The sequence below is a fragment of the Sporosarcina sp. UB5 genome (assembly GCF_050859005.1).
In the GTDB taxonomy this organism is placed as follows: Bacteria; Bacillota; Bacilli; order Bacillales_A; family Planococcaceae; genus Sporosarcina.
This window is the reverse complement of the sequence record NZ_CP125984.1, coordinates 793674-816353: the sequence shown is the minus strand read 5'-3', so window position 1 is coordinate 816353 and position 22680 is coordinate 793674. Positions and strand designations below refer to the sequence as shown.

General features: G+C 43.8%; 21 protein-coding genes and 5 tRNA genes. 16 read left to right on the top strand and 10 right to left on the bottom strand.

The features are described 5' to 3' along the window. Positions 1-11: 11 nt before the first annotated feature. Complete coding sequence (gene gerD, locus QM454_RS04350; RefSeq protein ID WP_432362047.1) at positions 12-620, bottom strand: spore germination lipoprotein GerD; 609 nt, start codon at positions 618-620, stop codon at positions 12-14. A 142-nt stretch (positions 621-762) separates the two neighbouring features. Here gerD and QM454_RS04345 point away from each other — a divergent pair, with 142 nt between their 5' ends. Further along, positions 763-1443: a KinB-signaling pathway activation protein gene (locus QM454_RS04345; RefSeq protein ID WP_432362044.1), complete on the top strand. Its 681-nt coding sequence runs from the start codon at positions 763-765 to the stop codon at positions 1441-1443. Positions 1444-1645: 202 nt separating this feature from the next. On the opposite strand, the gene QM454_RS04340 is transcribed toward QM454_RS04345, so the two are convergent. Beyond that, positions 1646-2311, bottom strand: a complete 666-nt coding sequence (locus QM454_RS04340) for a hypothetical protein (protein ID WP_432362041.1) — start codon at positions 2309-2311, stop codon at positions 1646-1648. Between the two features lie 171 nt (positions 2312-2482). Between QM454_RS04340 and QM454_RS04335 the strand changes: the two genes are divergently transcribed. The 12 genes from QM454_RS04335 to glmM all read left to right on the top strand — a co-directional run bounded on the left by QM454_RS04335 (position 2483) and on the right by glmM (position 11788). Then, positions 2483-2557 (top strand) — tRNA-Asn (locus QM454_RS04335). Positions 2558-2564: 7 nt separating this feature from the next. Then, positions 2565-2640 (top strand) — tRNA-Thr (locus tag QM454_RS04330). Positions 2641-2792: 152 nt separating this feature from the next. Further along, positions 2793-2867: transfer RNA gene (locus QM454_RS04325), tRNA-Glu, on the top strand. 102 nt (positions 2868-2969) lie between these two features. Then, a tRNA-Tyr gene (locus QM454_RS04320) sits at positions 2970-3054 on the top strand. A gap of 87 nt (positions 3055-3141) precedes the next feature. Beyond that, positions 3142-3216 (top strand) — tRNA-Gln (locus QM454_RS04315). A gap of 707 nt (positions 3217-3923) precedes the next feature. Beyond that, the gene (locus QM454_RS04310) at positions 3924-5699 is read left to right on the top strand and encodes a putative bifunctional diguanylate cyclase/phosphodiesterase (protein ID WP_432362038.1); all 1776 of its coding nucleotides are present in this window, start codon (positions 3924-3926) and stop codon (positions 5697-5699) included. Between the two features lie 69 nt (positions 5700-5768). Beyond that, positions 5769-6674 carry an arginase gene (gene rocF, locus QM454_RS04305; RefSeq protein WP_432362031.1) on the top strand — a complete coding sequence of 302 codons (906 nt, stop codon included), beginning with the start codon at positions 5769-5771 and terminating at the stop codon, positions 6672-6674. A 168-nt stretch (positions 6675-6842) separates the two neighbouring features. Continuing rightward, positions 6843-7406 carry an RNA polymerase sigma factor SigW gene (gene sigW / locus QM454_RS04300; RefSeq protein WP_432362028.1) on the top strand — a complete coding sequence of 188 codons (564 nt, stop codon included), beginning with the start codon at positions 6843-6845 and terminating at the stop codon, positions 7404-7406. A gap of 13 nt (positions 7407-7419) precedes the next feature. Next, on the top strand, positions 7420-8052 hold the full coding sequence (locus QM454_RS04295; protein ID WP_432362026.1) for a zf-HC2 domain-containing protein: 633 nt from the start codon (positions 7420-7422) through the stop codon (positions 8050-8052). Between the two features lie 245 nt (positions 8053-8297). Continuing rightward, positions 8298-9134, top strand: a complete 837-nt coding sequence (gene cdaA, locus QM454_RS04290; RefSeq protein WP_432362023.1) for a diadenylate cyclase CdaA — start codon at positions 8298-8300, stop codon at positions 9132-9134. Beyond that, entirely contained in the window at positions 9127-10395 is a 1269-nt protein-coding gene (locus tag QM454_RS04285) for a CdaR family protein (protein WP_432362020.1), read from the top strand. The genes cdaA and QM454_RS04285 overlap by 8 nt, the downstream gene beginning before the upstream one ends. A gap of 40 nt (positions 10396-10435) precedes the next feature. Next, complete coding sequence (gene glmM, locus QM454_RS04280) at positions 10436-11788, top strand: phosphoglucosamine mutase (RefSeq protein ID WP_432362017.1); 1353 nt, start codon at positions 10436-10438, stop codon at positions 11786-11788. A gap of 93 nt (positions 11789-11881) precedes the next feature. On the opposite strand, the gene pstA is transcribed toward glmM, so the two are convergent. From pstA to QM454_RS04255, 5 genes are all read right to left on the bottom strand, one after another. Continuing rightward, positions 11882-12766 carry a phosphate ABC transporter permease PstA gene (gene pstA / locus QM454_RS04275; RefSeq protein ID WP_432362014.1) on the bottom strand — a complete coding sequence of 295 codons (885 nt, stop codon included), beginning with the start codon at positions 12764-12766 and terminating at the stop codon, positions 11882-11884. Between the two features lies 1 nt (position 12767). Beyond that, the gene (gene pstC, locus QM454_RS04270; protein ID WP_432363855.1) at positions 12768-13673 is read right to left on the bottom strand and encodes a phosphate ABC transporter permease subunit PstC; all 906 of its coding nucleotides are present in this window, start codon (positions 13671-13673) and stop codon (positions 12768-12770) included. A gap of 117 nt (positions 13674-13790) precedes the next feature. Next, the gene (locus QM454_RS04265; protein ID WP_432362012.1) at positions 13791-14765 is read right to left on the bottom strand and encodes a PstS family phosphate ABC transporter substrate-binding protein; all 975 of its coding nucleotides are present in this window, start codon (positions 14763-14765) and stop codon (positions 13791-13793) included. 173 nt (positions 14766-14938) lie between these two features. Further along, on the bottom strand, positions 14939-15757 hold the full coding sequence (gene pstB / locus QM454_RS04260; protein WP_432362009.1) for a phosphate ABC transporter ATP-binding protein PstB: 819 nt from the start codon (positions 15755-15757) through the stop codon (positions 14939-14941). A gap of 125 nt (positions 15758-15882) precedes the next feature. Beyond that, a complete protein-coding gene (locus tag QM454_RS04255) occupies positions 15883-16323 on the bottom strand; it encodes a YtoQ family protein (RefSeq protein WP_432362006.1) in 441 nt (146 codons plus the stop codon). A 107-nt stretch (positions 16324-16430) separates the two neighbouring features. Here QM454_RS04255 and QM454_RS04250 point away from each other — a divergent pair, with 107 nt between their 5' ends. Together QM454_RS04250 and QM454_RS04245 are read left to right on the top strand one after the other, a co-directional pair. After that, positions 16431-17999 (top strand): amidohydrolase, encoded by a 1569-nt coding sequence (locus QM454_RS04250; RefSeq protein ID WP_432362003.1) that lies wholly within the window; start codon positions 16431-16433, stop codon positions 17997-17999. Between the two features lie 26 nt (positions 18000-18025). Then, positions 18026-18535 carry a YfiT family bacillithiol transferase gene (locus tag QM454_RS04245; RefSeq protein ID WP_432362000.1) on the top strand — a complete coding sequence of 170 codons (510 nt, stop codon included), beginning with the start codon at positions 18026-18028 and terminating at the stop codon, positions 18533-18535. A gap of 95 nt (positions 18536-18630) precedes the next feature. Here the strand turns inward: QM454_RS04245 and QM454_RS04240 are convergent, their stop codons facing one another. Both QM454_RS04240 and QM454_RS04235 read right to left on the bottom strand, forming a co-directional pair. Next, positions 18631-20205 (bottom strand): DUF4179 domain-containing protein, encoded by a 1575-nt coding sequence (locus tag QM454_RS04240; RefSeq protein ID WP_432361997.1) that lies wholly within the window; start codon positions 20203-20205, stop codon positions 18631-18633. Beyond that, the gene (locus QM454_RS04235) at positions 20183-20749 is read right to left on the bottom strand and encodes an RNA polymerase sigma factor (RefSeq protein ID WP_432361995.1); all 567 of its coding nucleotides are present in this window, start codon (positions 20747-20749) and stop codon (positions 20183-20185) included. Before QM454_RS04235 ends, QM454_RS04240 begins: the two co-directional genes overlap by 23 nt. A gap of 304 nt (positions 20750-21053) precedes the next feature. Between QM454_RS04235 and QM454_RS04230 the strand changes: the two genes are divergently transcribed. Beyond that, on the top strand, positions 21054-21248 hold the full coding sequence (locus QM454_RS04230; RefSeq protein ID WP_432361992.1) for a YwbE family protein: 195 nt from the start codon (positions 21054-21056) through the stop codon (positions 21246-21248). Positions 21249-21303: 55 nt separating this feature from the next. Here QM454_RS04230 and QM454_RS04225 read toward each other — a convergent pair whose 3' ends face one another. After that, on the bottom strand, positions 21304-22623 hold the full coding sequence (locus tag QM454_RS04225) for a uracil-xanthine permease family protein (RefSeq protein ID WP_432361989.1): 1320 nt from the start codon (positions 22621-22623) through the stop codon (positions 21304-21306). Between the last annotated feature and the right edge of the window lie 57 nt (positions 22624-22680).

Sequence of the window (22680 nt, the reverse complement as noted above, 5' to 3'; positions counted from 1 at the left end):
AGCGGCGAAGGTTATTGACCCCCTCCGCCGCTTTTTCCACCTCCACCACCTGATTGTCCTCCGGATTCGCCGCCTCCACCTTTTTCCGTTGGTGCAACCTCTCCCGCCTTGAGGATTAGTTCCTGCCATTTCGCTTTAAGTAACGGACTGTTAATTGTCTCTTCAATTGATTTCTCCATCTGTTTTTTCATATTTGCCGATTGCAATATCGTTTCCATTTGCTTTTGCATGTCAGGCTGGCCGAAAAACTCAACCATTTCTTTTTGGAATGAAGAATCGTTCATTAACTTCGACATGATGTCTTGCTGTTGTTCTTTCATGCTTTTTGCAATTTTTTCGGTAAACTTCGGATCCTCAAATGCCTGCTTCCAAAAATCCTCGCCTTTCTTCGACAATAACGTATCCTCGATAGACTTTTTCACTTCTGGTTGCTCCAACACCATCAATTCCCTGAATTCTGGATCAGACAACATTTTCCGGATAGCCTTTTTTCCATCCTCTGTCTGCAATGAGTCCGTCATCATTTTCTTCATTTCGTCATAATTCGGTCCTTGTTGTTGCATCGTGCAGCCCGATAAAAGTATGGCAAATACAAGTAAATGAACCCATTTTTTTATCATGAGATCAATTTCCCTTCCGAGTGCTTTTTCAATTATTGTTCACAATATAAGAAGGAATATGCATTACACATCTAAGGAAATAGATTTTTCCGTAAAATGTTGATACACTATTGACAGCAATTAAAAACGGGGGAACAGTATCGTGACTATACGAAATTGGGTTAAATTCTTTTTTACTGCACTACTCATCGGAGGCTTTGTCACGGGGATTCTTGGTTTAATCGTCCGTTGGGACTTCTTTTCACAATATTTGTCGACCGGTGAATATACGGAGTTTATTGGCGCACTCTTATGGATGATCTTTCTCGGATTCACGATGAGTGTCGTCGCGCAAATGGGCTTCTTTGCTTACTTGACGGTGCACCAATTCGGTGTGAACTTATTCAAATCGTTAACGTTATGGAATTGGGTACAGCTGCTCATCATCGCGGTTGTCATCTTTGACTTAATATTTTTCAGATTCAAGCTGACAGCGGGGGATACTGGACGGACAATCCTATACTTGACGTTGCTGTTTTCGTTATTGGGAGTGTCCATCGTTACAGCGTATTTCAAAGCAAAATGGACGAAAAAACATACTCTCATATCCGCACTGTTTTTTATGATCGTCATTACAACGCTTGAATGGTTGCCGGCATTGATGGTGCGTTCGGGCAATATCGACTCATGGGTAACAATATTATTATTCCCGCTTCTCGCGGTAAATGCGTATCAAATTCTTATGCTACCAAAATATAATCGCCAATCCGATGAGGACAAGGCAAGACTTGATGCACGTAAACAAGCGCGCAGATCAGAAAAATTGGCGGCAGAAGCAAAATGATAAAAGCGCAGTTCCTCAAATGAACGGGGAATTGCGCTTTTGTTTACGTCTAGACTCCAGGCACTATGCGCTTTTGTTTACGTCTAGACTCCGGGCGCCAGAGACTCGGGGGCATAAGTCAAAGCTGTTACGTGGCAAAGACCGCCACTTCACATCTTTGCCTTATGCCCGTCGTCTCTAGGCAGGCGCCCTACGCTTTTGTTTATTCCGGCATTTTTTTTGTCTTAATAGACATGTTGAAAAGAACATCTTCCAATGATTTGTTTTTCCGTGTTTCAGTTAACTTCCTGAAATCTGTTAACGTGATCCGTTGTTCCCGATGATGCGGCAATGAAATAATTTCTCCTTCGATGACTGGTGGCGGCTCTCCTGTATGCCAACGGACAGATGAACCGAGAGCGTTCACTTCGATATCCCAAAGGGCGTTACGCAAAGTGTACGGAAACTGTTCATCGGACGTTCGAAACCATAGCGGCTTTGTACCGAAGAAATCCTCATATTTTTCAAGTTGCTCATTTAGGAGAGGTAAGTTTTGTTCATAATTCATCCCGGCATGTCCCAATAAGCCGGTTGGGATGTTACGTTTCTTGATCAATTGTACAATTTCGGGATACCGTTCTGCCCATTCCATATCAAGAAGAAGCAATGGATACGGAGCTTGTAATTCGCGGATAAGTTGCTCCACTTCCTCGTCACCGAACGATATATTAATTGTCAACGCAGAGCCAGACATACCTCTGACGATCACTTCATTCGGCTCGTCCGTTAACCGGAAAACAGTCTTCAATGAATCTGTACCGGGCATACTTGGGAAAAGTAGTGCGGCAGCGCAACAAACGAAAATGAGTATAAATAGTTTTGCTCTCAAGTCACATCCCCTTTAAAACGAAATCTATACGGTACTTTATGATAAAGGCTTGACCAATATGATGAGAACATGCTAATATGAGAAAGTCGTTACGGGATAATGAAAAAAAGCTTGATTTTCATTCGGATTTCGGCTAAAGTAAATAGTGTCGTTGGAAAAATTAATTACGATTCCGCAGTAGCTCAGTGGTAGAGCAATCGGCTGTTAACCGATCGGTCGTAGGTTCGAGTCCTACCTGCGGAGCCATTTTTATGCTTCCATAGCTCAGTAGGTAGAGTGCTTCCATGGTAAGGAAGAGGTCACCGGTTCGAATCCGGTTGGAAGCTCCAGATGAAACTAGCAAATTCTATTTCATGAAGAAGCTTTTTTTATGTCGACTGAAGTTTGGAAAGCAGAAAAATAAAAAAGGTCTTGCACAATAGAGTTTAGTATGTTAATATAATATTTGTGCGATTCACGAAGTAGTTTTTAAATATACGATGGCCCCTTGGTCAAGCGGTTAAGACACCGCCCTTTCACGGCGGTAACACGGGTTCGAATCCCGTAGGGGTCACCATTTTTGTTTATTTACTTTTTAAGAATAGCTGACAAATAGTGCGCAGCTTATTATAATGTCCCGTTAATATTGGGAGAATCAAGCTTAATACAACTTTAACCTGGTGGGGTAGCGAAGTGGCTAAACGCGGCGGACTGTAAATCCGCTCCCTCAGGGTTCGGCGGTTCGAATCCGTCCCCCACCACCATTTACATACAGCATAAAAATGTTTGCTAATCCAGATCGAGAGAAGCAAGCCGACGCAGCAGTGCGAAGCTTATCTCAATTTTAACGTTGGGGTATAGCCAAGCGGTAAGGCAACGGACTTTGACTCCGTCATTCGTTGGTTCGAATCCAGCTACCCCAGCCAATCATTTTTTTCGAGAAGCGAAAAAAATGATTTGCGAGTAATTCCGCAAGGAATTAGGAGCAAAAGGTTTTATTACCTAAGCATTATAAGCTTAAAAACATTGCGAGCAAAAGTTTTAATACACAAGCACTCCATTAAAAACCCCATACAACCCACTCAAATCCATCAAAAGATAGGATTTTTTTTATTGCCAAAAATCATATCTTACCTCTTTCGAAAATTGTTCATACTTCACATCATCCAATGCAAGTTTTACTAGTATTATAAAGTAGAGATGACAGAAACGTTTTAGTAATCTCATTATAGGCGCAAACGAGCACTTCCTCGGCAGAAACGAGAACTTTCTGCGTAAGAATAAGAAGTATCTCTGTGCAAACGAGAACTCATAGCGTAAGAATGAGAAGTATCTCTGTGTAAACGAGAACTCATTGCGAAAGAATGAGAACTTCCACGGCGTAAACGAGAACTTTCCGCGTAAGAATGAGAAGTATTTCTGCGTAAACGAGAACTTCCTCTGCGTAAACGAGAACTCATAGCGGAAGAACGAGAACTTCTTCTGCGTAAACGAGAACTCATAGCGAAAGAATGAGAACTTCATCAGCGCAAATGAGAACTTGCTTTATATGAAATCAATTTTATTCCTAATTCAAACGGTTGTCCGTTCAAGTTGATACAGTAATTGTTTAGCAGAAAGGATTTGGTGTCCTGTGCATGACTATTATGAAAAGATGCGTAAAATGACAGGTGGATCCAGTCAGCAAGATGTGGAATCAATGCTTTTTGACATTGCATACGCTCTCGATCAATCGGCAATTGTCGCCATCACTGATCGTACTGGGAAAATCATCTACGTTAATGAACTATTCACGAAAATTTCTATGTATGAAGCAGATGAGCTGATTGGTGCTACACACTCAATCATTAATTCAGGGTACCATTCGAAAGAGTTCTTTAAAAATATGTGGGCAACGATCGGGCGCGGGAATATTTGGAGTGGGGAGATTTGCAACCGTGCAAAGGATGGCAGTCTTTACTGGGTCGGTACGAAAATTGTTCCGTTCTTAAATGAAAACGGAATTCCAAATCGATATATTTCTATTCGTCATGACATTACAGAACGAAAGCTTTTGGAGGAGAAGATTCGTAAGGATGCGGAAGTGTATCGTAAGATTGTCGAAGAAAATCGAAAGCTCTCTTCTAACGATCAACTAACGTCTTTGCTCAATCGGAATGCGTTTGGGCAACAATTACGTGCTACTCTTCAGGAAGAGCGGAAAAGTGGATCGAAGCTAGGTATGGTTTATTTAAATATAGATCGATTACGCGATGTGAATGACTCTTTTGGACAGGAAGCCGGGGATTATGTTCTATCGATTATTGCAAAACGGTTGAAGAACGTTCTTTGTGCGGAGGACATCATTGGTCGAATTTCCGGTGACGAATTTGCTTTCACCATTATGCATGCGACAAATGAGGAAGAAGCGAAGAGGAAGACTGGCGAGATTATCGCCTATTTGGAAAAGCCGATACACATAAACGGAAATCTATGTACCATCACTACTAGCTGTGGGATTGCGCTTTTTCCGAAGCATGCGAAAACGGCATCTGAGCTTATGATGAAAGCGGAAAAGGCACTCCATTATGTCAAAGAGTGTGGCGGCGGAGACGTTAAGATGTACGAACCAGGGACAGCGACGAAAACATTGGAACGTATTTTGTTGGAAAGTGAATTACGGAAAAGTGTTCAAAGTGGACATTTTACATTGGAATATCAACCGAAAGTAAATTTGTCACGTGGAAATCTTTCAGGTGTAGAGGCACTTGTGCGCTGGAATCACCCGGATCTCGGTCGGATTCCGCCGGATAAATTTATCCCTTTAGCGGAAGAAACGAAAATTATTCTTCCACTCGGGGAGTGGGTGTTACGAGAAGCATGCAAACAGGCGGCGAGATGGAAACGTCAACGGTTTACGCCTTTCCGTATTGCAGTTAATATGTCGCCTGTTCAACTCGATGATCCTGCAATCGTTAAGACAATTAAGCGGATCTTAGTGGAAGAGGAAGTTGAACCGGAATTAATTGAAATCGAGCTAACCGAAAGCTCCTTCGCAAATCTGTATGAGATGCGGGATACGATACAACGAATAAGAGACTTAGGTATGCATGTTTCAATCGATGACTTTGGTACGGGATATAGCGCACTTAGCTATATAAAGGAGCTGCCGGCGGATACGTTGAAAATCGACATGTCATTTGTAAAGGATATTGATGTGAATGAAAACAGCAGGGCAATCGTCAAGGCAATTATAACGTTGGCGGATACGGCAGGCCTTAATGTCGTTGCTGAAGGGATTGAAACAGAAGAGCAGGCGAAAATCCTTCGCAGTTTGGGATGTAGGGAAGGACAAGGGTACTTTTTCAGCAAACCATTGCCTCCAGTAGACTGCGAGTCTATGTTTTCAAAGTCCGTAGAAAATGTATAAATATCCGAAAACTTGTCGAGTTGAGCCATTCTATTGAACGAATTACAATAGGGTGGGGGGCTGACAACTATGAGAAAATTGGATATATCATTAATAGGGGTTCCACTCGATTACGGACAAAGCCGTAGGGGTGTGGACATGGGGCCGAGCGCTATGCGCTATGCAGGCGCGATTAATAGATTAACAGCAATTGGGCACACGGTGGAAGATGAAGGAGATGTCCAAGTAAAAGCGATTGAACAAAAAAATCGGGAAGTTACAAATTTAAAAAATTTAGAGGAAGTCGTTCAAGCGACAAGTGAACTCGCGAATCGAGTTGCTGAAGTCGTCAAAAATGGGAACTTTCCTTTAGTGCTCGGAGGCGATCACAGTATTGCCATCGGGACAATCGCAGGTTTATCTTCAAAATATAATAATTTAGGCGTTATTTGGTATGATGCGCATGCTGACATGAATACGGCGGAAACGTCGCCGTCCGGTAATATCCATGGGATGCCGCTTGCAGTCCTTATGGGTCTCGGCCATGAAAAATTAGTAAACATTTTTAAGGAAGGGCCGAAACTAAAGCCTGAAAACATCGTCATCATCGGTGCACGTTCCGTCGACCCGGGCGAACGAAACTTAATAAAAGAATTAGGCATTAAAGTGTTTACGATGCATGAACTTGACCGAGACGGCATGACTACGGTTATGAACGAAGCGATTGCTTATTTGCAAGCGAAGAATGTAGATGGCGTCCACCTTTCATTGGATTTGGACGGGCTCGACCCACTTTACACGCCTGGAGTCGGGACGCCTGTGCAAGGTGGAATTAGTTATCGCGAAAGTCATCTTGCAATGGAAATGCTTCAAGATTCGGGTATGATTACATCTGCAGAGTTCGTTGAAGTGAATCCAATCCTCGATGAGAAAAACAAAACAGCGGATGTCGCAGTCGCACTCATGGGATCATTGTTTGGAGAAAAGTTACTATAAGAATGACCGCCTGGAGTGAATTCGGGCGGTTTTTTATGAATAAAATTCCAAATAATACACAAATAACGACAAATCTTTGATAAAATAAAATATAAATAAAAAATGAAACCTGTTGCACCCTTCAATCGTATAGAAGGAACAGCCGCATAGAGCGGAGGATGAAAGTCATTGGATGAATTGGTCAATAAAAGAATAAATCAAGTGATCAAAGGCGATCAGGATGCATTCGAAGAAATCGTCACTATGTTTCAACATCGGCTGTATCATGTTTGTTATCGAATGCTCGGCAATCCCCAGGAAGCGGAAGACATCGCGCAGGAAGCTTTTGTACGTGCGTATGTGAACATCCATACGTATGATCAGAAACGAAAGTTCTCAACTTGGCTATTTAGGATTGCAACAAATTTATGCATCGACAGAATTCGTAAAAAGAAGCCGGATTACTATCTCGATGCGACAGTTCCCGGAACGGACGGTCTAAATATGTATTCACAAATTGCAGCGGCCGGCGACTTGCCTGAAGAAGAAGTAGAGCGTATGGAAGCGCAGGAACGTGTTCAGTATGAGATTGGACGTCTTCCTGAGAAGTACCGTACGGTTATCATTCTTCGTTATATGGAAGAATTGCCGTTGCAAGAGATCAGTGATATTTTAGAAATACCACTTGGAACCGTAAAAACTCGGGTTCACCGTGGACGGGAAGCGTTACGGAAACAGATGGGTAATATGTAGGAGGGAATAAAGTATGAATACGTGTCAGGAACAAGTAATCCATTTAATGCACGCGTATTTAGACGGGGACATTAGCCGCGAAGATGAGCAAATTCTGCAAAAGCATGTAGCTGCCTGTAAACAATGCAGGAAAATGATGGATGAGTTAAAAATGTCGGCTTTATTCCTAAAGGACGCTGCTCCGATCCAAGCGCCAGAAGGGTTTGTCTCGGGCGTTATGTCACGTCTCCCGAAAGAAAAATCACAAGCAGGATTTCAACGCTTATTACGCAGGCACCCACTTGTGGCTGCCGCCGCGCTTTTCTTTATATTAATGAGCACGACACTCTTTTCAAGCTATAGCAACGATCAGCAGTTTTCATTCACGAAGCAGCCGAATCTCGTCGTCGAAGGAGAAACGGTCATCGTTCCTCAAGGGGAAGTTGTAAAAGGGGATATCGTCGTTAAAAATGGTAATCTCCGGATTGAAGGGGAAGTGGATGGCAATGTGACGGTTATCCACGGCTCCAAATACATGGCATCGACAGCAGTCGTTACAGGGAAAAGTGAAGAGATTGATAAGGCTTTTGACTGGCTCTGGTATAAAATTAAGTCGACTGTCAAGGACATCTTCCCGTCCACAAAAGGGGAGCTGCAGGAAGAATAGTAATAACAACGATCGCCTTTCCGGGAGCGGGAGCGCGGTCGTTTTTTTATATCGCGACTCAACTATGTCCCGCTTGTCCAACGTAAGGCATCCCGCGTCCAAATCCCCTTCCTTACTTGGAAACAAAACAGGAGGAAAAACGTTCCCATTAGTAACCAGTCTTAGTTCGTTTTCAAGAGCATTGAAACTAGGCTGTATGATATACTGAAGTATAGAAGAATTTGTGATGAAGGTGAGGGAAGCGCATGCCTGGTTGGGAAATGATTACAAACTCAAGTCCGATAGAAATCCTGAAAAATATTGTGGATGTGCTTCTCGTTTGGTTTGTTTTCTATAAATTGATCACCATTATAAAAGGCACGAAGGCAGTACAGTTGCTAAAAGGGATTTTCGTCATTTTAATTGCCCGTATTCTTACTGAATATCTTGGACTTGATACATTGAAGTGGATGTTGGATCAAGTGTTGATGTTCGGTTTCCTTGCTATAATTATCCTCTTTCAACCCGAAATACGCCGTGCGTTGGAGCAACTTGGTCGTGGCCGTTTGTTTGCGAGGTCGGCAATGCAGGAAGAAGAGGAACGTGAACGTATGATTGAGGCGTTTAAAAAGTCTGTGAGCTATATGGCGAAGCGGAGGATTGGTGCGCTTATTTCGATTGAACAGGAGACGGGGTTAAGTGAATATATTGAAACAGGAACTCCGTTAAACTCAATTCTCACATCTGAATTGCTTATTAATATTTTCATTCCAAATACGCCATTGCATGACGGGGCTGTCATTTTGCAAAAGAACCGTATTGCGGCGGCGGGCTGTTATTTGCCACTCTCGGAAAATCCTTTCATTTCAAAGGAACTCGGAACTCGCCATAGAGCGGCGCTCGGCATTAGCGAAGTGACCGATGCCATCACGATTATCGTATCCGAGGAGACGGGTGCCGTTAGCATTACCGCAAACGGCGACATCAATCGGAATTTGTCGATGGAGGAATTTGAAAAACAGCTGCGACAAGTATGGTTTGGAGCGGAAACGGAAACTTCATCTGCTCCATTTTGGAAATGGGGGAAACATAAAAATGGATAATTTAATGGATCGTCCATGGTTCCTCCGTTTTACGGCGTTGGCGCTTGCCATCATCCTTTTCTTTTCCGTTCAGGCGGAGGATGAGAAAACGAATAGATCGCCAATCGGTGATACGCAGGATATTCTTCGCGATGTTCCTGTGGAAGTTTTTTATGATGATGAAAACCTTGTTGTGACAGGCGTACCAAAAACTGTGAACATGTCTATCGACGGTCCTTCCAATCTCGTTCAGACGACGAAGTTATTGAAGGATTTCACATTGAGGGTTGACTTGAGTGACTTGACGATAGGCAGGCATACAGTTAAAATCCAAACGGAAAATCTTTCGGATAAGCTGGATGTGAGATTGGATCCTGCAACAGTGGACGTCGTCATCGAAGAAAAAATAGCGAAAACGTTCAAAGTTGACCCAGAGTTAAATGTACGATTGCTTGCGGAAGACTTTTATGTTGAGAAAATGGAAGTCGAACCTTCCGCAATACAAGTGACAGGTGCTAAAAGCGTAATAGAAGCAATCAGCTTCGTAAAGGTTTCGGTAACCGGAGACCCAGGCATTAATAAATCATTTGAACGTAAAGCCCGTGTTCGGGTGCTCGACCGGGATTTAAATAAATTGGATGTCACAATTGTCCCTGAAGAAGTAACCGTTAAAGTGGAAGTGAAAGAAAATAGTAAAGAGGTTCCAGTTGTCCTGAGACAAATAGGCATCCCTGGTGAAAACATAGTAATTGACTCGATTTTCACAGAGACGAATATAGTGACACTTTTTGGTCCGCAGAAGACGCTTGAGACAATTGACGAGCTGTTGGTAGATGTCGATATTTCGAAGGTGAAGGAATCAGGCAGCATAGAAGTGAAAGTACCAAAGCCGAATGGCGTTACGAAGCTTTCTGATGACAAAATTAAAGTGAACATAAATGTGACGGTTATGAGTGGTGAGGATCCTCTAGATGTGTCTATGGATTTGACTGAGGAGGATGTTACGAAGGAATTCAAAAACATTCCAATCGCTGTAAAAGGGCTTGATAAGAAATTTACTAGCACCTTTTTAAAACCGGGGAATGGAGTTATTGATGTAACAGTGACTGCAAAAGAGGAAGTCATAAATTCACTCGACGCTTCTGATTTCAATATAAGCGTCGATGCTTCCGGGACGGATCAGGAAGGAGAGCATGCATATCCGCTCTCTGTAGTAGGTCCTGACCATATTGCTTGGAAGCTTTCTGAGGATGAAGTGACATTGGAAATAAGGCTTGCATGATGAAGAAGCTGATTAAGAGCATTGAAAGGGAGTATGAATAATGACAAAGTATTTCGGAACGGATGGCGTCCGTGGAATTGCAAATAAAGAATTAACGCCAGAGCTTGCATTTAAACTTGGCAGAATTGGCGGACATGTATTGACGAGAGATGTCAAGGAGACATCTCAAGTGCTTGTAGGACGGGATACTCGTATATCCGGCCATATGCTGGAAAATGCATTAATTGCAGGTCTGTTATCAATGGGAGTCGAAGTGATGAGGCTCGGAATCATTAGCACACCAGGTGTTGCATATTTGACGCGCGCCATGAATGCCCAGGCAGGTGTTATGATTTCAGCATCCCACAATCCCTTTGAAGATAACGGCATCAAGTTTTTCGGAGCGGACGGGTTCAAATTGACAGACGAGCAAGAAGAGGAAATTGAATCCCTCTTACACGCTGAAACGGATAGCTTGCCTCGTCCGATAGGTGCGGATGTCGGTACAGTGACGGATTACTTTGAAGGCGGCCATAAATACATCCAATACTTGAAACAAACAGTTGACGAGGAGTTCACGGGCCTTCATATCGCCCTTGACTGTGCACATGGTGCGACTTCTTCATTGGCAACGCACGTTTTTGCAGATCTCGATGCGGATTTAACGACGATTGGTGCTTCTCCGAACGGATTGAACATTAATGATGGAGTCGGATCGACACATCCTGAAGGACTCGGTCAGCTTGTAGTTGAAAAAGGTGCGGACATCGGACTTGCTTTTGACGGCGATGGAGATCGTCTCATTGCAGTCGATGAATTAGGTAAAGTCATTAACGGAGACCAAATCATGTTCATTATTGGCCGCCATCTCCAATCGAAAGGTCGCCTGAAATCGGATACGATTGTTTCCACGATTATGAGCAATCTCGGCTTCTACAAAGCATTGGAGCGGCACGGCATGATGAGCGTCAAAACGGCTGTTGGGGACCGGTACGTCGTTGAAGAAATGAGAAAAGGGAATTATAATCTTGGCGGGGAGCAATCGGGCCACATTATTTTCCTTGATTACAATACGACAGGGGACGGCTTGCTAACTGCATTACAACTCGTCAACATTATGAAGCGGACGGGAAGAAAGCTGTCTGACCTTGCAAGCGAAATGACGATTTACCCGCAAGAGCTTGTTAACATCCGGGTGAAAGATAAAAACGAAGTGACAAATAATGCACGAGTCGCTGCTGTTATTAAGGAAGTTGAAGAGGAAATGGCTGGCAATGGCAGAGTCCTCGTTCGTCCATCCGGAACAGAACCGCTTGTCCGTGTAATGGTCGAATCACCAAATCACGAAGACTGCGATCGCTATGTGAACCGCATTGCAGAAGTCGTTCGTGAAGAAATGGGTATTGAAGAATAAGAAATGGACTGGAAACATCTCAATGGAGAGTTTCCAGTTTTTTTATTTGAAATAAAAAATCGCATCCACAATCGGATGCGATGGAATTACTTATTAGAAAACACGCTGGAATTTATTCCGGATGATAATTGCTGTGGAATTTAATATGAACAGCGCAACTAGCAAAACGATAATCGTGGCTGCTGCCAGGTTGGCATATTCCGCGACGAGTGAAGCATCTAGTGTCCAGTAATAAATTTGCATCGGCAATACTGTAAAGCGGTCCATAATGCTTCCCGGGAACGGGATAAGCAATGCGGGAATGCCGATGACGACGAGCGGCGCCGTTTCCCCGATAGCGCGGGATAATGAAAGAATCGCGCCCGTCAAAATCCCCGGAAGTGCTGCTGGTAAGATGATTCGTTGAATCGTTTGCCATTTCGTCGCACCTAACCCGTAAGATGCCTCACCCAAAAAGGAAGGAATTGAACGGATAGCTTCCTGGCTTGCGACGATGACAATTGGCAGAATCAATAATGACATCGTCAATCCGCCTGCAAGGACAATGTTACCGAGGCCCATCGCCCGTACAAATACCGTCAACCCGAGAATTCCGTATACGATGGAAGGGACGCCTGCCAAGTTGGATATATTTGTTTGAATAAAACTGACTAAACGGCCTTTCTTCGCGTACATTTCTAAGTAAATTGCAGTACCAACGCCGATGAACATCGTAACAGGAGCGACGACGAGCATAAGCCAAAACGTTCCGAGTATCGCTCCCATGATGCCTGCGCGATCCGGTTGAGTCGATAACTTACCGGTTAAGAAATCGAAGTTGATGGATCCGATGCCTTCCGTAACGACACGGACGAGCAAAATGGCAAGAAAGAACAATCCGAAGAACGCGGATAGCATGAAAATGGTTTTCGAGAACCGGTTTAGGAATAAACGACGGTTCGTCCGTCGTGTCAGTTGTTTTTCGCTCAGTTGCTTCATCTTAATATTCCTCCCTGAACTTTTTGGAGACAGCTCTTGCAAGTAGGTTCATCACGAGTGTGAAAACGAAAAGGGTCATCGCCACAGCATACAAGCTATAATAGACCGTCGAACCGGCAGCGGCATCTCCACCCGTTACTTCAACGATATAAGCGGTCATCGTCTGCATCGATTGCGTAATATCAAACGTGAAGTTTTTTGTACTTCCACTCGCAATCGTCACAATCATCGTTTCCCCAATCGCACGAGAAATGCCTAACACAAACGAAGCGATAATGCCGGATAAAGCCGCTGGTATTACAACTTTTCGCGTCACTTCAAGCTTCGTTGCACCTAATCCATAAGCCCCTTCACGCATCGCATTTGGAACGGAGCTCATCGCATCTTCAGATAGGGAGGCAATCATCGGAATGATCATGACACCCATGACGAGCCCTGGGCTTAGGATATTCGTCGCTTGAAGGCTTGGAATAAATTCACGTAATAGTGGTGTCACAAAAGTGAAGGCGAAGAACCCATAGACGATTGTCGGTACACCAGCGAGTAGCTCAAGCACTGGTTTGACGACTTTTCGTACTTTCGGAGATGCGTATTCGCTCAAGTAGATGGCGGCCATGAGGCCAATCGGTGCAGCTACCGCCATCGCAATCAAAGAGGAAGTGACGGTACCCATTAATAATGGAAGTACCCCGAATTCAGGGTTCTGGCTCAGTGGCCTCAAGACGGTACCCGTAAAGAAATCGAGGAATGGCACTCGTTTAAAAAACTCCACCGTTTCGGACAACAGTGTCCAAATGATACCGATTGTCGTCAGAACGGATAATGAGGCGATCAATGTGAGGAAAATGGGAATTAGTCGTTCAATCCTTCTTCTAATCGAATTGCCACGTTGGTTTTGGTCGATCATGTCTCGGATTGTTACTTTATCTGCCTTTGGTAGTTCGTGATTGATCATTAAAGATGCTCCTTTCAGTAAGGTGAAGAGGATGAGAGCTTTTTAGTATTAGCTCTCATCCATCTTTACTTAGTTTAGGCCTTCCAAGAAGCTTACGTTTTCTTTAACTTCAGCTTCTGGAATTGGTGCGAAACCTGTTTCTCCTGCAAATTTATTAATATTGTTCATGACGTAAATTGCGAAGTCTTTCACTTGCTGCTTTTCTTTCGCATGATTTACATTCAAGTACGTGAACACCGGGCGAGTGAAGTCTGCATAAGCTCCATCTTCGGCGATCGTATTTAACGCTGGCTCGACAGGACCGTTTCCGAAGTCGACCGCAACCGCGTTCATCTTATCTTGGTTATTGACGTAGTAGCCGAATCCGAAGAAGGCAATGCCGTATTTATCCTCAGAGACGAGGTTTACGAGAGTCGAATATTCTTGTTGCAAGTTGACAGAGTTATCCATGTCTTGCTTATCGAGAATGCTTTCATAGAAAAACTCGTACGTTCCGTGGTTTTCATTCGGTCCCATCGCATTAATTTTTTCGTCCGGCCAATTAGGATTAATATCGGACCATTTTTCGACAGTACTATCTGCTTTGAAAATGCTAACTAATTGTTCAGGCGTCATTTCAGTAGCCCAATCATTTTCTTTATTAATGACAAAAGTTAGACCGTCCAACGCAACCTTCAATTCTTTCACTTCAATGCCAAGCTTATCTGCTTCAGCTGCTTCTTCATCTTTAATTTTGCGGGAAGCGTCGTTGAAGTCCGTACCGTTAGTAACGAGAAATTTCTTGAACCCTGCGCTTGTTCCAGCGCGGCTTACCTCTACGGATACGTTCTCTTGTTCGTTAATCATATACTCTTCAGCAAGTCGGGCCATAAGTGGGTACACTGTTCCAGAACCGTCAATGGCGACACTACCTTCAAGCTCGGCTCCTTGTGCGGAAGCTTTATTAATGTCCGACTCCGCGGAGTTACCGTCTTTACCGCATGCTGCGAGAACAACTGCAAATGCAGCGATGATCATGAATAAAAGAAACTTGTTGAACTTCATTGATAAATCCTCCCCTAATTTTATGTTCTAATGTAGATGAAGGAATCTCCCTCCCTCACAACTACATCATAACGACCCATTGTTAAGTGAGTATTGTTAATGTGTAAAGGTATTGTAAATTAGTATTTTATGAATAAATAAAAACCCACTCTTGAATAGAGTGGGTTCATGTATCATCCAAAACGACCGTTAATATAGTCGTCTGTTAATTTATCTGAAGGGTTGTTGAAAATTGTCGTCGTCCGATCTTCTTCAATTACTTCACCATTTAGGAAGAATGCTGTACGATCGGAAATCCGTGCGGCTTGCTGCATGTTATGTGTGACGATGGCAATAGTGACGTCGTTTTTAATGGAACTAATCAATTCTTCAATTTTATGAGTCGAAACAGGGTCAAGTGCCGAGGTCGGTTCGTCCATTAAGATCACTTCCGGATCAATAGCAAGACATCTTGCAATACATAGTCGTTGCTGCTGTCCTCCGGATAGGCCATACGCGCTTTTATGAAGACGATCCTTCACTTCATCCCACAACGCCGCTTTTTTCAAGCTTTCTTCCACAATCATGTCGAGCATCGCCTTGTTGCGAATGCCGTGCACTTTCGGTCCGAATGCAACGTTTTCGTAAATCGATTTCGGGAATGGATTCGGCTTTTGGAATACCATACCGACTTTCGAACGAAGAATTTCGACAGGCATCGCCTTACCAAGTATGTTATTCCCTTTGAACGTGACGTTGCCGGAGATAGATACATCGTCTGCTGTTTCTACCATCCGATTCAATGTTTTCAGGAACGTTGATTTTCCGCATCCAGATGGACCGATGATGGCGGTCACTTCGCGTTCATTAATCGATAAATCGATGTTCTTCAATGCGTGCGATGTGCCGTACCATAAATTCAAGCCGTTCGTTTCATAAATCGGCTTATGCCAGCTTTCGTTTCGCACAACTGATAATGGCTTTTCCTTTATACGATCAAGAAGTAATGTCATTTGTAATCCTCCTAGTTGGATTGAGGCTTACTCATAGTGTAGGCGATGAGTGTTGAGGGAATATGAATGGGATGTAAAGGTTTTGTAAATAAAAAAGGCTATCCATGTTCGGATAGCCTTTTTCTTCATTCGAAAATATAATGCAATGCCTTTACGGCTTGGTCGACGGTTTCGACCGTGGCATGTGCTTTGCGGGAAAGTTCCTTTAACGGATGATGATGTTGTTCGGAACGGATAAGGATGAGTGGCTTACCATATGCGACCGCTGCACTCGCGTCCATCGCCGTATTCCATTGCTTGTACTGCTCACCGAAAAGAGCAATGACAAGATCGGCTTTCTTCATTAATAGTTCAGTCCGCAAGTTATTAAAACTAGAAGCCGCAGCATCCTTAAAAATGGCATTTGGCTGCTTGCCTAAAATCTCTTCGCCGATATTGTCCGACCGATCATGGTCTTCCATCGGGCCGACAAAATCGATTGGCAAATTCAAAGCTGCGACTTTCCGTTTCACCTCTTCACGCCAAGACGTATGGATTTCCCCTGCAAGATATACTGTCAATCTCATTGAAGATCCCTCCTTGTACTATTCGTTCCATTATAGCATTCATTCGAATTAGTTTGCCCAACGTTGCACGAAAGTTTAGAATTAAAGAAAGAGGAGGGGGAGTTTGGATGAAAACGATTTGGTATAACGGAAAGCTATATACGATGGAAAGTGAAGGGGAAACCGTCGAGGCACTGCTCACAGAAAACGGAAAAATCATCGCGGTCGGCACATATGAAGAGTTGAAGAATGAGGCTGACAATGAAATCGACCTAAATGGAGCGGTGCTTTATCCGGGATTCATTGACAACCATATGCATATGATTGGACATGGGCAGAAATTGCTTAGCTTAGATTTATCAAAAGCAAAGTCTGCGGATGAAATGATGGAGTTGCTCATGAACGCCTATCCTGACTTGAAAGAGGACGAGTGGTTCATCGGCGAAGGTTGGAATGAAAACAACTTTGCGGATAAAAAGATTTTCACGCGGCATGAACTGGACAAGGTGACAGATTCTCCAATGTATTTAAAACGGACGTGCAGACATGCGGCAATCGTCAATTCAAAAGCATTGGAGATTGCAGGAATTACGAAAGATACGCCTGATCCGGACGACGGTGTCATCGAGCGGGATGAACATGGCGAGCCGACCGGGTTGTTAAAAGAAGGCCCGATGGATCGTGTACTGCAAATCATTCCGGCGCCGACAGAGGAGATGCTGACGAAAGCGCTTGAGAAATCGGTCGATGATTTGCTATCACTTGGATTGACTGGCGCAGTGACCGATGATCTTGGCTACTATGGCGATTACCATAATCCATTGCAAGCGTTCAGAAATGTCGTCGGTGAGAAGAAGAAGTTCCGCGCGCATCTGTTGCGCAGGTCAACAGTTTTTACACAACTGATGGAAGATGAAGCTACGTATGATGAACCGTGGATTGAGCCGGGGGAGATGAAGTTTTTCATTGACGGAGCACTCGGCGGAAGTACCGCTTTGTTGAGCGAGCCGTATGCGGATAACCCGTCTACTTCCGGCACGACAGTAGTGACGGATGAGGAGATTGATGAACTTGTCGCGACTGCGCGGAAATACGGGCAAGCTGTTGCAATGCATATGATTGGGGACGGGGCAGTTGAAAAAGGATTGGACGCGATTGAGCGTCATCCTGCACCAGAAGGAAAGCGCGATCGGCTTATCCACGTGAATGTGTTGCGTGACGATTTAGTAGAGAGGATGAAGAAACTTCCTGTCGTTCTCGATATCCAGCCAGCTTTTGTCGCATCCGACTTCCCGTGGGTAATGGAACGGCTAGGTGAGGATCGCCTTGACTGGGCATATGCATGGAAACGGTTGATCGATGAAGGATTCATTTGCGGAGCGGGGTCGGACGCACCGATTGAAGAGGTCGATCCGCTACTCGGTATTTACGCGGCGGTGACGAGGAGAAAACCTGGAGAGACACATGAAGGGTACTTGCCTCAAGAGAAGTTGAGTATGTTCGAGGCAATTAGTTTATTCACATCAGGTAGCGCTGCGACGATTGGGAAGGCGGATTCGCGAGGGAAACTAGGCGTCGGATTCGATGCGGATTTCACGGTGCTTGATAAGGATTTATTTGAGGTAGGTGAAGAAGAAATTCTTGATGTCGACGTTGTCATGACGGTTGTCGCGGGGGATGTAATGTATCGGAAATGAACGAATTACGAATAGGGGGAGTAAAAATGGATGTGAAATACCCAATTGGGAAGTTGCAAGTTCCTGAAAACGTAACATTGGAAAACATTCAAGAATGGCTTAAGCAAATCGAAACGTACACGGTTCGATTACGAGAAGTTACTGCTTCATTAAGTGACGAGGAATTAAGCAAGACATATCGTGATGGTGCCTGGACAGTTCGCCAACTTGTCCATCATATTGCAGATTCACAGTTGAACATGTACCAACGTTTAAAGTTGGCATTAACAGATGAGAATCCAACAGCACCAGCATTTGACGAAGAAAAGTGGGCGGTTCAACCGGATACAGAACTTCCTGTAGAAAGTTCAATTAAAATGCTAGAAGGTATAAATGAGCGCATCGTATCTTTAGGACATCATTTATCCGAAGACCAATTACATCGAGTGTTTACTCACCAGAAAAATGGTGAAATAACAGTCGCAACAAAAGTTGCAAAGTTAGCTTGGCACGAAGAGCACCACTTAGCCCATATTAACATTGCGTTATCAAAATAATATAATGTGCAAATAAAAAACAGAGCAAGGCTGAATCCAGCTATTGCTCTGTTTTTTGGGGGCTATCCCGGTAATGATGGCCTATACAATTTTACTTAGTTTTCGCCAAGCAAAGGAACTTGCCATTGCTTTTCAACAGGGTAATAGAATGTCATCGAAACGAGGTATAGCGTCAATTCATCGGGCACTTCTTTCAAACCTTCTACTTCCAGAGAGAATCTCACATCATGAAGACCGTTTTTGTCCTTTTTAGCCGAAATGGAGGAGCCGCGGCGATTGGCAGTGTAGCTATTTCCTTTGTCGTCTACGGCTATCCAGTTGCCCAGGTCTGCGTCAAGTGAGTTTATCTTACCATCCAAGTTGATGATGACGGATTTTTCTTGTCCGAACTGTGGCTTTCTAACACTTTTGACCTTTACATGATTTCCTTTATAGTCTAGCGTCAAGGGATGTTTATTCATCTCTTTCGGTTTGATTGTCAAGGAAAGGTCTGTAGGTTCCATTTTATAGACTCCATCCAGTATAAAGGTCAGCTGATCTTCATTCTTAGGGAGGTACGAATGGGTCCAAGCAGTGTGTCCGAATGTATCCATATCTTCCCCCATCCCTCGCAACATGCCTGTTGTCTCTTCATAAATTGAATGATTCGTTGAATAAACCACTTCGTCTTCTGCGTTTTTGATGTGGTAGGAAATTCCTGAAGTGTTACCTACATGCCGATTCATTAAATCTTTGCCGAACGTTTCCTCAAACTCGCGCATTGCTCTTTCATATTTTGTTTTTTCCTCTTCTGTGAGTGAGGTTTCGAAAAATAAGCCAAAAGAAGAGGGGGCGACCTGTAGCTTTTTCAAATTGATTTCTACACCGTGATGGTCGGCGGATGCATCAATTAGATCCACCGATTTTGTAAGCTTGCGATTTTCAGACAGATCGACAGGGACCTGTAACTGCCAATTGCCCTTTACTCCATTCAGTTCGACAAGATCGAATTGAATCATAAGTTTTTCTATAGTATTGTCTAGATCGTGAAGATTGAACTCTACAAATCCATAGTCACTCTCCCTATGCCAGCCTGCTCCTAATTCTTTCATTTCGTTGCCGTTTTGATCGATGGCTGTAATTTTATTGTTCCGCTTCAAACGAGTATCTTGTGGAATCCCCTTCTCACTTAGCACTTTGTAGGAGAGTGAAACCCTTGAAGTATCGGCAATGACTTCTTCGACAACAAACGTCAGTCCCTGATCTTCAACTTGCAAATCAACCCGTTGTGTAAGCCCAGCCTCCGCAGCAATATTCAACCCTTTATCGACATAGTCGGAAGAGAACAGTCCACCGATAAATTGAGCAAATGTAGGATTGACGGTTGCACCGATGCTTACCGCTAAAACAACACCCGCAGCAGTAAGTGTGATTCGTTTCCAAACGGTTTTGCGTCGTTTTTTCAATTTCTCATATGGTTCTAATTGATCCAATACAAGATCTGTAAAATTCTCAGGCAAGGTCGGTGTCTGTAACGTCTCTTCAATAAAGCGCTGTTCCTCCTGAAAAGCATGAACAACTTTTCCACAAGACGTGCATGACTGTACATGCACCTCGATTTCAGCCATCTCCTGTTTAGGTAGCAACTGATCTACAAATTGCGAAAGCTTATCCGCCGTGAGACAGTTCATGAAAATATCCTCCTTCACGTTTCACAGTTTCTCTCATCTTTTTCTTCGCACGATGCAGTTTATTGCGCACCGTCGATAGGGGCACGTCCATCACTTCACCAATTTCCACGTAACTAATTTCATTGACATAACGTAGAAGTATGATAAGTCTTTCGTCTTCTGGCAAAGTAGCAATCAACCGCTCTAATTGACGGCTTTTCTCTTTTTTCAAGAAGACTACTTCTGGATGCTCCGGGTTAACGACCCTTTCTTCATCTATTTCAACTTGAATCGTAGAATATCGTTTTTTCCGGAACTCATCCATGCAATGATTGATGGCTACTCTATAAAGCCAACTCGAAAACGAACCGCTTGCGTCATATTTATCAAGGTTGCGGTACACTTTGATAAAGGCATCCTGGACGAGATCTTGCGCATCTTGCGGATTATTCGTCATCCGCAAAATGGTTGCATATAATTGGTTTTTATATTTGTTAATAATGTGTGCATAGGCTTGTTTATCGCCAGCTAACACTTGTTGTATCCAAAGCTGTTCCTGTTCCATAGTAACCTCCTAACTGAAACGGACATGCGCATGTCTTTTTGTGTTTCATTAAGTATAACGGGTTTACTCACGGGAAAATTTCACTTCCAGGAACTTTTGTATAATTTTGTTGTGAAATTGAAGGAAAAGGGGCGAGTCGGTGATAAAGTGGTCAGAGTCGGTGATAAACCTCCGAGAGTCGGTGGTAAAGTACATAGAGTCGGTGATAAACTCACTCAAGTCGGTGATAACATATCTATACAACAGTCAGCCAGTAACTCGATATGATAAACTGTAGAAAACGGACACGGGAGGAAGCGTAACAATGGACGGACGTAATCGAAGTGATGTGAAACCAGGAATGAAGGTTGCAGTTATCCTGAAAAAGGATCAGCGCTCAGGCGTGAAGACGGAAGGAATCGTCAAAGATTTATTAACAAATTCAAGCTTTCACCCGCATGGCATTAAAGTGCGGCTGGAGGATGGGCAAGTCGGTCGTGTGAGTGACATTTTAGGGTGAAATTGATAAAGCCGGTATAGAGAACGAAACTCTCTCTATACCGGCTTTTTGTTTTTTAAGGTAGTTCTCTACTGTCCTTGTTAGGAATTATCAAATTCAACAAAACAGTTGCCAACGCACCAACTGTAATACCTGAAGACAAAATATAGTTCGCCCAATCAGGTACCGATGTGAGCACTTCTTTCGGCAGTACCGTAACGGCAATCGTCAATAAAATTGGAATGCCGATGACCATCATATTGCGGTCATCGATAATGATTGGTTGGATGACTTTCATCCCGTTTGTAACGATTGCAACACAGACGATGCCGAAAATGCCGTTAATGACAGGCTCCGGAATACAAGTAATCGCTGTTGACAATTTCGGGACAAGTCCGAGGCAGACGAGAATCCCGCCGCTAACCATAATGACGGAACGACTTGCAACACCTGTGATAGCGAGTAGCCCTGCATTGGATGAATAGCCCGTCATGGGCGTGCTACCGACGAGCGCACCTGCGAAACAGCCAAGTCCTTCGCCGACGGAAGCACGGTTCAGCCGTTTTTCATCCAACTCTTCACCCGTAACGGAGGAAACGACGAACCATGTTCCCGTCGTTTCAATTAAGATAATCAAATAAACGAAAATCATTGAAATGATGGCTCCCATATCAAAGACGGGCTTTCCGAAAGGCAATAACGTCGGCAACGAAAACCATGCTGCCTCTTTGACAGGGCTGAAATCGACGGTACCGAAGATATTTGCTGTCAAAATTCCACCTAAAATGGCAAGAATGACGGATACGAGGCGGAAAAACGTTCCAATCCCTCCAAGTCTGCGCCCGAGCAACATGCAAATAATGACAATTGCTGCGGAAACCGAGGCTACGATAATGTTTTCACCGATATTTCCTTCTGCCAAAAATATATTATTCAATCCAATCGGCATTAGCGCGATGCCGACGATGATGATGACTGTCCCGCCGACTAACGGGGGGATCACCTTTCTTACCGCCTTCGCGAACCATTTCAGCGGATATCCTATTAAAGCAACAAGGATAGCTCCAGGAATCAAGCTTCCCGCAATCGCCCCAAGTCCCAACTTCCCTCCGATAGCCGCTATCGCTCCAATCGGTACATAAGAAGGTCCCTGAACGACGGGCATTTTAATACCAGCGCCTGTTTGGATCAATGTCGCTACCCCTGTCGCCAAAAAGCACATTTGTATAAAGAACGCCGTATTTTCAATCGTCAATGAAAGTAACCCGGCAATGATGATAGGAGCTATATATAGATCCATTGCAAGTACGTGTTGCAATCCTAAGATGAATGCTTTCGGTGCTCGTACTTTTTCGTTTACGCCAATAATAATGCCGTTCCCGTCACTCTTTTCCACAACTGATTTCCCCACTTTCAAGTTTTTCAATCTAAATTTAATTAAATTATAGTAGAT